Genomic DNA, 14,450 nt, shown 5'->3' with positions numbered 1-14,450 from the left:
ACTAAATATCTGGACAATCTAAATGGCAGCTTGATAATGGCGGCTGCAATTTTTGGGGCTGATCGTATTCCGCAACCGACAACATGCTATTAGCCCAGTCAAATAAGTAAGGGGAGCTGATAATGGCTTACAATAACATAATTGTTGAAACTCATGGTGAGGTTGGCTTGATCCGCCTGAACCGCCCGAAAGCCCTCAACGCACTGTGCCAGGAACTCACTGAAGAAATGGGTGAGGCCCTCAAGATTTTCGAAGCTGACGAAGCTATTGGGGCCATCGTCATTACAGGCTCTGAAAAAGCATTTGCTGCCGGTGCGGATATCAAAGAAATGAAAGATCGCACCTATATGGATGTCTATTTAAATGACTTCATTACAGCCACATGGGAAGAAGTACCTCGGTGCCGCAAGCCAGTCATTGCTGCTGTCGCAGGCTATGCCCTCGGTGGTGGCTGTGAGTTGGCCATGATGTGCGATTTTATAATCTGCGCCGATAATGCAAAATTTGGTCAACCTGAAATTAAACTGGGAACGATTCCAGGTGCAGGCGGTACACAACGACTAACCCGTTTCGTTGGAAAATCCAAAGCAATGGATATGTGCCTGACAGGCCGCTACATGGATGCTGACGAAGCTGAACGTTCTGGCCTTGTGAGCCGCGTTGTTCCTCTAGACGATCTTATGGATGAAGCCCTGAAAGTCGCCTCCACAATCGCGGAGATGTCACGCCCAGTCACCATGATCTGCAAAGAGAGTGTCAACAAAGCCTACGAGACTACTCTGAAAGAGGGAATCATGTTCGAACGGCGGGTTTTCCACTCTACTTTTGCAACAGAAGACCAGAAAGAAGGCATGGCAGCGTTTGCTGAAAAGCGCTCACCGGCCTTTAAAAACAAGTAAACTGACATGAGAACCGGGCCAAAAAGCCCGGTTTCATTGTAAAAACACCGAAAATTACCTTTTTCTGCCGGAATTTGGAGATTCTCCTGTTGACGGCAGAAAAATGGCTAGTTATAACCCGGCTTCCGAATTTCGAAGCTAATGTACAGGATTGTCATGGCGAACCATAAATCAGCTCTTAAGCGGATCCGGCAGACAGAGACACGCACTGAACGTAACCGTGCCCGTCGCAGCCGCATTCGTACTTTCGTAAAGAAAGTAGAAACTGCCATTACTGCAGGTGATCAGACCGTTGCAAACGAAGCTCTTCGTACTGCCCAGTCTGAACTCTCTCGTGGCGTGACAAAAGGTATCCTCAAGCCGAATACTGCTGCTCGCAAGATTTCCCGCTTGAATGCCCGGGTAAAAGCTCTGTCTGCATAAGCCAGCACAGAGCCGAGAATCAAGCCGTTACCCAATGGTTGGGGGCGGCTTTTTTTTCGCCTTTTTGGTGTGTTTTTGACGAGAATTCAGCCTACATAATTTTCAACATATTTTATGATTTCAGGAAATTTTTGGAAAACCAACTAGATCTAGTAGGTCAAGAATTTCTTCTGTCAATTGGAACTTTTATTTTCAAGGATTCTGAATTGGCCGTCTTGCATCTGTGGATAAGTTGAGATTAAATTCTTCGTCATTGGGAGTACAAACAGACACTTGATAGTCACATCGTGCAGTTTGGATCGGCATCAACTTTGGACATGCTTTTGAGTTGATCCTGAATGCCTTAGACTGTGCTTCTTTGCTATCAATCTCAAGCTACCATTTAGGTCTGAAACCTGCAGTTTTCTGCAGGATGAGGATCATTTTAACTTTGCTCAATGATTGTCAGGAAGGCCGACAAAATAATGACAACAGGTATCAACATGGATCAGAAAGAGTATGCTGGTGACATAACGCCCAACGAGGCGTGGGATATACTGCAATCAAACCCTGACGCCATTCTTGTTGATGTTCGGACCAATGCAGAATGGGCCTTTGTTGGTGTGCCTGACCTGACCGCGCTGAATAAGTCATGTCATATGATTTCATGGGTTATGTTCCCGGACATGTCACCCAACCCGACATTTCTAGATCAAATTCAGGAAGTTCAGGCTGATAAATCGCAACCAATCCTGTTCCTTTGCCGCTCAGGTGTTCGTTCCATAGCAGCTGCCATTGCCGCAACCAAAGAGGGTTACGAGACCTGCTACAACATCCTTGAAGGATTTGAGGGCGATCACGACACACACGGTCACCGGGGAACCGTTGGGGGCTGGAAAGTGCGTAACCTTGACTGGAAGCAGAACTAAAAATGGCAGCTGAGGAAATGGTCAACACCTTGTCCACTGAAGATCAAGAATCTTGGATTCGTATCCAGGACAGCCTAAAAGCCGAATATGGTGAAGCCACCTATAACTCTTGGCTGAAAAATATTGATCTGAAAGAAGTCAAGAACGGTCATGTAACCATGACGCTGCCGACAAAATTTCTGCGGGATTGGGTTATCAACAATTACGCCAACCGCATCCGCCAGTTATGGTGCCTTCAAAATAAAGAAATTCAATCTATCGATATTCACGTTCGTGAAATCCAACCCGCAAAAGTCGAAGAAAGCTCGCGAGCCTTCGTCTCTCCTACCACATTGGTTGACGGGCAGGGGAAAACCAAACTTAACGGAGCAAATGGGGTACAGAACCATTCAGAGGCAAATGGTAGTCTGAAATCTCAATTGGACCCTCGTTTTACATTCGAAAATTTTGTGGTTGGTAAATCCAATGAACTTGCCCATGCAGCTGCACGCCGCGTGGCCGAAGCAAAGGACAATATTCCTTTTAATCCGCTTTATATTTATGGCGGTGTAGGGCTTGGCAAAACCCATTTAATGCACGCCATTGGTCATGCAATCGCGGAGAATAGCCCACAGAAAAAGGTCCTATACCTCTCTGCTGAGAAGTTCATGTTCCGCTTTATCAGTGCTCTTCGCTACAAGGACACCATGAATTTTAAGGAACAGTTCCGATCCGTTGACGTGCTGATGATTGATGACGTGCAGTTTATCTCCGGCAAAGAGTCAACTCAGGAAGAATTTTTCCATACCTTCAACGCATTGGTTGATCAAAATCACCAAATCATCATATCTGGTGATCGGTCTCCAACGGATCTGGAAGGGATGGAGGAACGGATGCGCTCCCGTCTTGGCTGGGGGCTTGTTGCAGATATTCACCCAACAGACTATGAGCTTCGCCTGGGTATTCTGCAGTCCAAGGTGGAGCAGGGAAATATTTCTATCGACCCTCATATCCTTGAGTTTCTGGCCCACAAGATCACGTCCAATGTCCGGGAACTGGAAGGTGCGCTGAACAGGGTTCTGGCCTATTCCGAGTTAGTTGGCCGTGCTGTCACTCTGGAAAGTACGCAAGAAGTCTTGCGCGACCTCCTTCGGGCAAACGATCGGCGTACAACGATTGAGGAAATTCAGAAAAAAGTTGCTGAACATTTCAATATCCGAATGTCTGACATGCATTCTGCCCGACGCGCACGAGCCGTTGCTCGGCCTCGACAGGTTGCCATGTATCTGGCTAAACAACTGACTAGTCGTTCTCTTCCTGAAATTGGTCGAAAATTTGGCGGGCGGGACCATACAACTGTTATGCACGCAGTTCGTAAGATTGATGAATTGCAGGTCGATGACAGCTCATTAGCTGAAGATATTGATCTCTTGCGCCGTATGTTGGAAAACTGATTTCAACACACCACTAAGCCCTCAAACCCGGCATGGTCGACCTTTTTTATCCATTTCTCAGTGAAGCCGAAATACTTAGGCAACCGCTCAGACATCTGGTATAGTCCTGCCAATATTATTGATGTTCAGGAGTGGAGAAACAGCAGGTCTGATTCATTTTTTAGAATCAACCTCTTAAGTGCTAGTTTTTCCTTTTCGAATCAGGGATAATAATGTTGATGTGAAGCACCAAAATCGGGCATTATGGGGCTTCCGCATTAGGGAAAGTCAGAAAGTTTAGTTGAACCTATGAAACTCACAATCGAACGCAGTACCCTACTGAGTGCACTGAACCATGTGCAGAGTGTTGTCGAACGTCGGAATACTATTCCAATCCTCTCCAATATTCTGTTAAGCGCTGAAAATGGTATGCTTGGCCTTGTTGCTACAGACCTGGATCTCGCGATCAATGAGCAAGTCCCTGCGGACATCCAAACACCCGGCGCGATTACTGCACCAGCCCACCTGCTCTATGATATCGTCCGCAAATTGCCTGATGGGTCCCAAGTTGAACTTGACTATCAGAGTGCTGATGGTCGGATTACGGTCAGGGCTGGACGTTCTCAGTTTGCTCTATCCTGCCTTCCAAAAGATGATTTCCCCATTATGGAGACAGGGGAGCTTCCACATAGCTTCACACTGACCTCTAAAGAATTGAAGCGGCTGATCGACAAGACACGGTTTGCAATTTCAACAGAAGAAACCCGCTATTACCTCAATGGTGTTTATCTACATGCGGCCAAGAATGAGGGTATTCCTGTGCTTCGGGCGGTTGCCACTGATGGCCATAGGCTGGCTCGCGTAGAAACACCGATGCCAACTGATGCTGAAAATATTCCAGGTGTAATCGTTCCAAGAAAAGCAGTAAATGAGCTGCGCAAACTGATTGACGACAGCGAAGGGGATATCAATATCTCCCTCTCTGACAACCGGATCTGTTTCAATTTTGACCATACAATTCTGACATCCAAATTGATCGACGGAACGTTCCCTGATTATGAAAGGGTCATCCCTTCAGGAAACAATAAGGTTCTAGAACTGGATGGTAAGACCTTTGCCCAGGCTGTTGACCGGGTTTCCACAGTTTCGACTGAAAAATCCCGAGCGATCAAATTAACCTTGAGTGACGACACTGTGACTTTGTCTGCTACTGGAACAGACAGTGGCAGCGCCACTGAGGAGCTCGCGGCAAGCTATAATTCTGGAGATCTGGAGATCGGCTTTAATTCAAAATATCTGTTGGATATTACCGGCCAGATTGAAGGAACAAACGCCCATTTCGAGCTTGCGGATGCTCAGTCACCGACAATTGTCAAAGACGGGACAGATGACGGAGCCCTGTATGTCTTGATGCCAATGCGGGTCTGATCCCACGGCTCAGGTTTTTGTGGCACCTTATCCCCATGAGGAGCTCTCTTTGATCCCTCTCGCACTCACGCGCTTGGTATTGACCGACTTTCGCAACTACACGTACCTGAAATTAGAAACAGATACGCGACCTGTTGTGCTGACCGGACCTAATGGAAGTGGAAAAACGAACCTGTTGGAGGCAATCTCCTTCTTTTCTCCCGGTCGTGGATTGCGCCGGGCGCGTCTGAAAGAGGTAGGCAATACGGATGCGAAAAAGGGCTGGGCAGTCTCAGCCCTCCTGAAGGACGAAGAGTTTGAACATCGATTGGGAACAGGTCTCATCACCAAAATCGTCGATGGAGATATTCAAGAGCGACGAACTGTTCGCATTGATGGCGAGAACAATCTAAAGGCGACAGATTTTGGGTCATTAATATCCGTAGGCTGGCTTACACCCCAAATGGATCGGCTTTTTCATGAAGGGGCTGGTGGGCGGCGGCGATTTCTCGATCGTCTTGCCTTTGGATATGATCCCGAGCACGCCAAAAGAACCGCACTCTATGAAAAAACCATGCGGGAGCGTAACCGCCTCTTAAAAGAGGGCAGACTTGACCCACACTGGCTTTCCTCTTTGGAACATCGGCTTGCAGAGCTGGGCTTCGCCATTCATGCGGTTCGGGAAGAAACGACAGCACGTCTCAATCAGGCTATGTTGGAAGAAGAGCAAAAAGCAACAAACGCAAGTGTGAAAGCTTTCCCCAAGGCCGAAATCACTATTGCAGGGGAATTTGAAGACAATGTCTCTGGACTAACCGCTTTGGCTGCTGAAGATCATTTTCGCGATGAGTTGGCAAAACGACGTCAAATTGATGGGCGCGCTGGAAGCACGACATATGGCCCCCACCGTGCTGACATGGCTGTTTTTCATCGGGAAAAGGATCAAGAAGCCGCTTTATGCTCCACTGGTGAGCAAAAAGCACTTTTAATCTCAATAATCCTTGCCGATGCACGTCTACAGGCTGGATTACATGGCAAAGCCCCGGTATTATTGTTAGACGAAATTACTGCCCATCTTGACCAAAAAAGACGTCAGGCCCTGTTCGATGAAATTATCGCTCTCGACATGCAGGCTTGGATGACAGGAACAGACCAATTACTCTTTTCCGAGTTGGGGGAGAGGGCACAATTTTTTACAGTGGATTCAGGTCGGATCAGTCCGGCCGAACTATGCTGAGCTTAAGGAAAGTTACGTATGAGTGAAGACCAAGTAACCGCAGAAGAATATGGTGCAGACTCCATTAAAGTCCTGAAGGGGCTGGATGCGGTTCGGAAACGCCCAGGCATGTATATCGGCGATACCGATGACGGATCTGGCCTGCATCACATGGTCTATGAGGTTGTCGATAATGCTATTGACGAAGCCTTAGCAGGATACTGTGATCTAGTTTATGTGGCGCTCAACAGTGACGGCTCTGTAACCGTTCGTGATAACGGTCGCGGCATTCCTGTGGACATTCACGAAGAAGAGGGTGTCTCTGCAGCAGAAGTCATTATGACCCAGCTCCATGCGGGCGGTAAGTTCGACTCAAACTCCTACAAGGTTTCAGGTGGTTTGCACGGTGTGGGTGTTTCCGTCGTAAATGCGCTTTCTACCAAGTTGAAGCTGAAAATTTGGCGGAACGGTAAAATCCATGAAATCGAATTTGCCCATGGTGATGCTGTTGACCGCCTGAAGATTGTTGGTGACGCACCCTTGAAAGAGGGAACGGATAAACTCCTGACAGGTAGCGAAATCACTTTCTATCCATCCGCTGAAACTTTCTCCAATATCAAGTTCGATTTTGCAACTCTGGAACATCGCCTCCGGGAGCTTGCATTCTTGAACTCAGGTGTTCACATCCAGATTAATGATTTTCGGTCCGCCGAGCCTGTTACGACCGACCTTCATTATGAGGGCGGCATCGCAGAATTCGTTAAGTATCTGGATCGCTCGAAGTCTCCACTGATTGACACGACGATTGATTTTACAGCCGAGAAAGAAGGCGTCGGTGTTGAAGTCTCCTTGGAGTGGAACGACAGCTACCATGAAAATGTACTTTGCTTCACCAACAACATTCCGCAGCGGGACGGTGGAACTCATTTGGCTGGCTTCCGGGCTGCGCTAACCCGAACCATCAATAAATATGCAACTGCGACTGGTATTGCTAAAAAAGAGAAAGCCTCTATCACCGGTGAAGATGCCCGTGAAGGCTTAACTTGTGTGGTTTCTGTAAAAGTTCCAGATCCTAAATTCTCGTCACAGACGAAAGACAAACTGGTTTCCAGCGAGGTGCGACCTATTGTGGAAAGCACCGTTAATGAAGGGCTGGACCAATGGTTCGAAGAGCATCCAAGAGAAGCCCAGTCAATTATTTCTAAAATATTTGAAGCGGCTGCTGCTCGCGAAGCTGCCCGTAAAGCAAGAGAGTTAACCCGTCGTAAGGGGGCTTTGGATATTTCCAGCCTTCCGGGCAAACTTGCCGATTGTCAGTCCAAAGATCCAACTATTTCTGAACTATTCCTGGTGGAGGGTGACAGTGCGGGTGGATCAGCTAAACAGGGCCGGGATCGCCATAATCAGGCTGTTCTCCCACTTCGGGGTAAGATCCTTAACGTGGAGCGAGCTCGATTTGATCGGATGCTATCATCCCAAGAAATTGGCACTATCATTACAGCTCTTGGCACCGGTATTGGCCGTGAAGAGTTTGATATTGAAAAAGCCCGTTATCATAAAATCATTATCATGACAGACGCGGATGTTGATGGATCTCATATCCGGACCCTTCTGTTGACCTTCTTCTATCGGCAAATGCCAGAATTGGTCGAAAAGGGTTATCTCTACATTGCCCAACCACCTCTTTATAAAGTCACCCGCGGTAAATCTTCTGTTTACTTGAAAGACGAAGCTGCGATGGAAGACTATCTGATTGAACAGGGCCTTGATGAAGCTGTGCTAACTTTAGATAGCGGTGTTCAACACTCTGGCCAGGATCTTCGGGATATCATCAACCGAGCCCGCCTTTGTCGGAATTTGATTGATAGCATTGCCAGACAACATACCCGTGCCATTCTGGAGCAGGTTGCGATTGCAGGCGCTTTGAATGACGAAATTTTGAGCGACTCGGAAAAGGGACCAGAAGCTGCTAACTTTGTTGCCAACCGACTAGATGAGCTAGCTTCCGAGACAGAACGGGGATGGGTCGGCGAAATCCTACCTGATTTCAGTATCAAGTTCTCTCGTGAAGTTCGCGGGGTGACAGAAGCTCAGGTCATTGACAGTAATATGATCCATTCCTCAGAAGCCCAGCAGCTCGATTCAATGAAAGAGCAGCTTCAAGAGATCTACGCTCAATCTTCCACATTCACCTACAAGGACAAAAGCCAGAAAATCAGCTCACCGATTGAGTTGCTGGAAGCCGTTCTTGCAATTGGCCGCAAAGGCTTGAGCATGCAACGCTACAAAGGTTTGGGAGAGATGAACCCTGAACAGCTTTGGGAAACAACTCTGGATTCCGAAGCCCGCACATTGTTGCAGGTGAAAGTGAATCATGGTGATGAAGCGGATGAGGTTTTCTCTACTTTGATGGGTGATGTAGTTGATCCCCGCCGGGAATTCATTCAACAGAACGCCCTGAAAGTCAGAATGCTCGATACTTGATTGACAAGGCTAACGGAATATTCACACTATTCAGTCAGAGTTACAGAAATTGAAATTGTGAAATGGACGCCACATGAAATTTACGAAACTAATTAGCGTAGCTGTAGCTTCATCTCTTCTGGCTTTTTCTGCCCAAGCGGCGGGTAAAATCTCGCCTGAACTTAAGGAAGACGCAGAATATATGATGCGCAAAGTCGTTGAGGATATTCATGAACGCAATCTCAGTGCTGTGGTGACTGATACAACCTTGGATAAATCCATCAAAGTTGTTGGCCGCGCCGTGAAATTCATCAAGGCGCGCAAAGACAAACGGACTGGTGAGGTCTTTGCCTGTGCCCGCGTATCATTGAATGCAAGGATTACCGCCAGTAAAAAGAACTTTGAGAAAATCAAACGAACAGACGAAATTTGCACTGGAAAAAAATCAGGTGCTGTTAAATACGTCGCCAATATCAACTGATTTTTGAGCTTTCCATTAGCAGTCAGACAACTTATTTTTGCCGTAATGATTGCGCAGGTTTAGTTTACTAAACCTGCAAAACACAAGGGTAAGTCGAACTGCGTTCATGAAAAAACCAAGTCGCCGGTCAACACAAAAACCAGCCTCCTCCAATACTGAGAAACTGTCTTACGAACAAAGGCAACCGCCGCGTCGGGGCCTGAACGCTTCCCGTTCCCAAAAACCCAAGACACAAAAACCAGCGAAAGCGAAAGCATCCAGAGGAAACAAAACCACTCAGGTACCCGCTTCTTCGCGCAGCTCCCACCTTTTGGCTGGTCTCCTAAACTGGGGGGGAACTGTAATTCTATGGGGGGTTTTGCTCGTTGGCATCGTTATGGGTTATTTTGCCTATACCCTGCCTAGCATTTCCGGAATTGACGTCATTGAAAAACGTCCCTCCCTGATCCTTAAATCAGACGGCGGCCAAACATTTGCGACTTATGGGGATCTTTATGGGAGAATGCTAAAACCTGAGCAAATTCCTGTGCAAATGAAACAAGCTGTTCTCGCTACAGAAGATGCCCATTTTTACAGCCATTTTGGTATCAATCCCTTTAGCCTCGTTAGGGCCATGTGGCGAAACTATCAGGCAGGCCGAGTTGTTGAAGGCGGTAGCACCATAACCCAGCAGCTTGCCAAAAACCTGTTTCTCACACCAGAACGCAGCATGACCCGAAAAATTCGCGAAGTGTTACTCGCCTTCTGGCTAGAAGCGAACTACAGCAAGGAAGAAATTCTCGCGCTCTATCTAAACCGCATGTATTTCGGATCCGGAACATTTGGAATTGATGCGGCAACCCGAAAATACTTTAACAAGGACATCAGCAAACTTACGATCAATGAGGCTGCACTTCTGGCGGGCTTACTGAAAGCGCCAACCTACTATGCGCCTACGGTAAATCTCAAGCGGTCTCAACAAAGATCAACCGTGGTTATTCGCCGTATGCAGGCCGAAGAATTTATAACCAAGGCTCAAGCGGACAAGTTGGTGAAAAATCCGGCAACTCTCCGCCACGCTGGGAGTAACTTCAAAAATGTACGTTATTTTTCAGACTGGGTCGTTAGTGAAGTTCGATCTTATGTTGGTCGAAACGAAGACGATCTTGAAGTAACGACTAGTCTCGATCTCAACCTGCAAAAAGCTGCAGAACAGGCCATTGAAACCCAACTCTCCAAAAACGGGAATAAATTTGGGGTTTCTCAGGCTGCCCTTGTCGCAATGAGTCCGGAAGGGGAAGTCAAGGCGATGGTCGGTGGCCGAAGTTATGGAAAGTCATCCTTCAATCGTGCCACTTCTGCCTACCGGCAACCCGGATCAGTTTTTAAAACGATTGTTTATACCGCTGGTTTTGAAGCGGGCCGCCATTCGGACGATATCTATTATGATGGTCCCGTGAACATTAATGGGTGGAAACCGGAAAATTATACCCGCAAATATCAAGGAAACATCACGCTTCGGGAGGCATTTGCCAAATCCATTAATACTGTGGCCATTCGTTTGAGCGAGGATATTGGCCGCCACCGAGTGGTAAATATGGCCGCCCGTTTGGGACTTGGTGGTGACATGAAAGCACATCCATCTATTGCCTTGGGAACCCAGGAAGTCACCTTATTGGATATGAGTTCAGCCTATGCAGTTATCGCCAATGGTGGCCATGGGGTTATTCCTTACGCTGTGAAAGAAATTCGAAATCGAAAAGGCGAGGTTCTGTATTCCCGAAAAAGCTCTGGCCGGGGACAAATGATCAAGGGTCAAACCGTAAACGAGATGCGGGATATTATGACCAGCGCCATGAAAACCGGGACAGGGCGATCCGCAAACCCGGGATTCCCTGCCGCTGGTAAGACGGGTACCACACAGGATTACCGGGATGCCTGGTTTATTGGCTTTACACCAAAGCTGGTAGCAGGCGTATGGTTCGGCAATGATGATGGAACGGCAACAAAAAAAGTAACCGGCAGCAACCTTCCCTCTTATGCCTGGAAAGATTTCATGGTTCGTGCACTTGGAACCAAAAACCAGCCTGTTTTCACCGCTGTCAATGATACCACTCCAAGTGAAAACCAGGACAGCATTTGGGATAAAATTGTCCAAACATTCAGTAGCGGGGGAACATCTAACTCACCTCAAGTGAAGGAAGACTATCCTGCCGACAGTGATACACGCCCTTAAATGAGCCTATGCGGAAGCCTCTCCGACCAGGCTCACGCCAGCTCTTTCCAATATAAGATCAATTGGTGCATCTTCTGGCAAGGTCCCATACACATGGCCTCCCGCCATGCCCAGACGGGCGGATGCAAAACAATTGGCAATTTCTGTCGGTGCATTTCTGTGAAACAAAGATGCTTGGATTATCTTTGCCATCTGTTCTGTCAACCAGCGGGCCCGCGCCTCGCCGAGTTTACCACTTTCAAAGGCTTGAATGATCTCGCTTAAGGCCCGATCATAATCAGGATGCCAACCCATATCCTGTTTCAAATCGCCAAGAACCGCCATAAACGCTTTTGGCTCTCTAAGAATGGCCCGCATGACATCCAGACACATCACGTTTCCTGAACCTTCCCAAATGCTGTTGACTGGGCTTTCCCGATATATCCGCCCCATTGGACTTTCTTCTACATATCCCGACCCTCCATGACATTCCATGGCTTCATATGTAAAATTCGGGGCTCGCTTACAAACCCAGTATTTCCCGATGGCTGTAACGATCCGCTTGTAACCCTCTTCAACCTTGCTGCTTTCTGCCCGGTCAAAGCTACCCGCAACACGCATCATCATCTGGCAAGCCGCCTCACTCTCCATTGCCAGGTCTGCCAGCAAAACCCGCATCAAGGGCTGATCGATCAAACGCTTCTGAAAAGCTCTCCGGTTAGAAACATGATACATAGCGTGGATTAACCCTGCCCGCATCAAGGCGGCCGACCCCATTATGCAATAGAGGCGTGTATGTTGAACCATCTCTATAATGGTTGGAACCCCACGTCCTTCTTCACCCACCATGAGGGCATATGTATCGATGAATTCCATTTCACTGGAGGCGTTTGATTTATTACCAACTTTTTCCTTCAGCCGCTGGATGAATAGATTATTGCGGCTGCCATCCGGTTTCCAACGCGGTAGGAAAAAACAGGTAATCCCCTTTTCCGTTTGTGCCAGCGTCAAAAACGCATCAGACATCGGAGCGGAACAAAACCACTTGTGACCATTAAGCAGGTACTCAGCTCCCGGTCCTGTCGCTTCCTTGAAAGGTGTCGCTCTTGTGCTATTCGCACGAACATCGGATCCCCCCTGTTTTTCAGTCATGAACATACCCATTGTCATGCCTGATTTTTGGTGAACTGGAATGGATCGTTGGTCATACACATCCGACAAAAGCAAGTCTTCCAATTCTTTACGGAGATTCTCCTGGGCTTTTAACGCCGGATAAACCGCATATGTCATCGCCATAGGACAGGCAACACCGCCTTCGGTTTGACTGAAAATATAGGCAAGTGCCATTTGCGCCGCATGAGCGCCCTGTTTCCCGTCGTTCACCCAGGCAAAATTGTGGATGCGGCCTTTCATCGCTTTTTTCATCAGTTCATGATAGGCGGGATGAAACTCCACTTCATTCACGCGACGACCATATGGATCAAAGGGTTTAATTTCCGGTGAATGCCGGTCAGCCAGCCGTGCCAACTCCCTGCTTTCCGCAGTTCCCATGTCTGCAGCAAAGTTACGGATATGATCCAAAGCCCATCCAGCGCCTTCACGATCAATCATTTCCCTCAATGCAGGGTCAATGTCTAAATAATTGAGATCACCCATCGCTGCTGGCTGATTTTCAACCTCATGGGTTGGTAGTCCACTCATCGGGGCATGAAACGGCATCTGGGGATCCTCTTATTATCTCATTACTAAAGGTAATGTGCCGCATGAAACTACCCCCGACAAGATTATCGTAACGGAAAGTCCTTCAACTTTTTTATTCGACCGCCCGTTTTACGACTTTTCGACTGGCAAGACGACAGATCACGAAAGCCATCAACCCCATCACACTAACGGCTACGGTGAGGGAGAAAGCTGAACCCGTAAAGAAATGCGCCGTCAAAAACCCCGTCAAAGAAGCCAATCCTAGCAGCAGGAATCCACTTAAAGCGGATGCCGCTCCGGCTTTTTCCGGAAAAGGGTGAATTGCGGCCGCCTGTGATTGCGGCATGACGATTCCAACCCCCACATCATATAGGATCATAGGTAAAATGATGGCGAGTGGAACCTGGAAATCCACGTAGAAGAACAAGCATAGTAAAAACGCACCGAGGAGAGAGGCAATTGTTCCCAACAATAATGCTGTATCCAGTCCAAATCGGGAGGTCAGAATAGGGCCCAGCAAGGTTCCCGAAATATATCCAACGACCACGCATCCAAAATAATACCCAAACTGCTCTATCGGAACGTTCATAACCGAGACCAGAACATGGGAAGAGACTGAAATAAATGCAAAAAACCCTGAAAAGCAAAACGCACAGGTAAGCGCATATCCCATGAAAGGCCACGAGGATAATAGATCACTGTAATTTCTTAGAATATGGGCAGGATGAATAGCCTTATGATCTTTATTTTTTAGAGATTCTTCTATCAGTAAGGTGCTGAGAATTAAAACCAGCACTCCGTATATCATCAGCAATAAAAAGATACCTGGCCATCCTGTGTGCACTGCAACATAGCCGCCAATAACCGGCGCTATCGCTGGTGCCAAACCCATAATACTTCCCATTCGGGATAATTTTCTTGCCGCCATTTCACGCTCAAAAAGATCACGGATCATTGCCCTTGGAATAACAACCCCTGTACACACGCCTATGGATTGAAAAAACCGAGCGATTGTGAGGCCTTCGATAGAGGTTGCTTGTGCGGCTGCGTAACTGGAAGCGACAAAGATGAGTAAACCGATAAAAAGAACAGGTTTCCTGCCAAACCGATCAGACAACGGGCCAACAATGAGCTGAAAACATGCTAGCCCTATCATGAACACACTCAGCGTCCATTGGACTTTTGAAACCGAAACCGAAAAAAGAGTCTCTAAGACGGGAAAAGTAGGCAAATACATATCCGTAGCCAAAGGACCAAGAGCTACGGCTGAAGATAAAAAGACGGTAAACCAGATACTATTCTTACCCAAGTATCTCATTCAAATGGTCACTCCCAAAATGTGCAAA

At 47.5% G+C, this 14,450-nt stretch carries 11 protein-coding genes; 9 read left to right on the top strand and 2 right to left on the bottom strand.

Features of this window, described 5'->3' with window-relative positions; all coding sequences use genetic code 11:
* Positions 1 to 122: 122 nt before the first annotated feature.
* The 9 genes from HH301_RS03325 to HH301_RS03285 all read left to right on the top strand — a co-directional run bounded on the left by HH301_RS03325 (position 123) and on the right by HH301_RS03285 (position 11,424).
* Positions 123 to 899: an enoyl-CoA hydratase gene (locus HH301_RS03325; RefSeq protein ID WP_169566648.1), complete on the top strand. Its 777-nt coding sequence runs from the start codon at positions 123 to 125 to the stop codon at positions 897 to 899.
* A 156-nt stretch (positions 900 to 1,055) separates the two neighbouring features.
* Positions 1,056 to 1,322: a 30S ribosomal protein S20 gene (gene rpsT / locus HH301_RS03320; RefSeq protein WP_169566647.1), complete on the top strand. Its 267-nt coding sequence runs from the start codon at positions 1,056 to 1,058 to the stop codon at positions 1,320 to 1,322.
* Between the two features lie 464 nt (positions 1,323 to 1,786).
* On the top strand, positions 1,787 to 2,230 hold the full coding sequence (locus HH301_RS03315) for a rhodanese-like domain-containing protein (RefSeq protein ID WP_206378142.1): 444 nt from the start codon (positions 1,787 to 1,789) through the stop codon (positions 2,228 to 2,230).
* Between the two features lie 2 nt (positions 2,231 to 2,232).
* A complete protein-coding gene (dnaA, locus tag HH301_RS03310) occupies positions 2,233 to 3,663 on the top strand; it encodes a chromosomal replication initiator protein DnaA (RefSeq protein ID WP_169566646.1) in 1,431 nt (476 codons plus the stop codon).
* A 288-nt stretch (positions 3,664 to 3,951) separates the two neighbouring features.
* Entirely contained in the window at positions 3,952 to 5,070 is a 1,119-nt protein-coding gene (gene dnaN / locus HH301_RS03305; RefSeq protein WP_169566645.1) for a DNA polymerase III subunit beta, read from the top strand.
* Positions 5,071 to 5,119: 49 nt separating this feature from the next.
* A complete protein-coding gene (gene recF / locus HH301_RS03300; RefSeq protein WP_206378141.1) occupies positions 5,120 to 6,286 on the top strand; it encodes a DNA replication/repair protein RecF in 1,167 nt (388 codons plus the stop codon).
* Positions 6,287 to 6,304: 18 nt separating this feature from the next.
* Complete coding sequence (gene gyrB, locus HH301_RS03295) at positions 6,305 to 8,749, top strand: DNA topoisomerase (ATP-hydrolyzing) subunit B (protein ID WP_169566643.1); 2,445 nt, start codon at positions 6,305 to 6,307, stop codon at positions 8,747 to 8,749.
* Positions 8,750 to 8,822: 73 nt separating this feature from the next.
* Complete coding sequence (locus tag HH301_RS03290; RefSeq protein ID WP_169566642.1) at positions 8,823 to 9,209, top strand: hypothetical protein; 387 nt, start codon at positions 8,823 to 8,825, stop codon at positions 9,207 to 9,209.
* 106 nt (positions 9,210 to 9,315) lie between these two features.
* On the top strand, positions 9,316 to 11,424 hold the full coding sequence (locus HH301_RS03285; protein WP_169566641.1) for a transglycosylase domain-containing protein: 2,109 nt from the start codon (positions 9,316 to 9,318) through the stop codon (positions 11,422 to 11,424).
* A 6-nt stretch (positions 11,425 to 11,430) separates the two neighbouring features.
* Here the strand turns inward: HH301_RS03285 and HH301_RS03280 are convergent, their stop codons facing one another.
* The gene (locus HH301_RS03280; protein ID WP_169566640.1) at positions 11,431 to 13,122 is read right to left on the bottom strand and encodes an acyl-CoA dehydrogenase family protein; all 1,692 of its coding nucleotides are present in this window, start codon (positions 13,120 to 13,122) and stop codon (positions 11,431 to 11,433) included.
* A 94-nt stretch (positions 13,123 to 13,216) separates the two neighbouring features.
* Positions 13,217 to 14,422 carry a multidrug effflux MFS transporter gene (locus HH301_RS03275; RefSeq protein ID WP_169566639.1) on the bottom strand — a complete coding sequence of 402 codons (1,206 nt, stop codon included), beginning with the start codon at positions 14,420 to 14,422 and terminating at the stop codon, positions 13,217 to 13,219.
* Between the last annotated feature and the right edge of the window lie 28 nt (positions 14,423 to 14,450).

The sequence above is a fragment of the Sneathiella limimaris genome (genome assembly GCF_012932565.1).
Lineage (GTDB): Bacteria > Pseudomonadota > Alphaproteobacteria > Sneathiellales > Sneathiellaceae > Sneathiella > Sneathiella limimaris.
The sequence above is the reverse complement of the archived record's forward strand: the minus strand, read 5'-3'. Positions and strand labels throughout refer to the sequence as shown.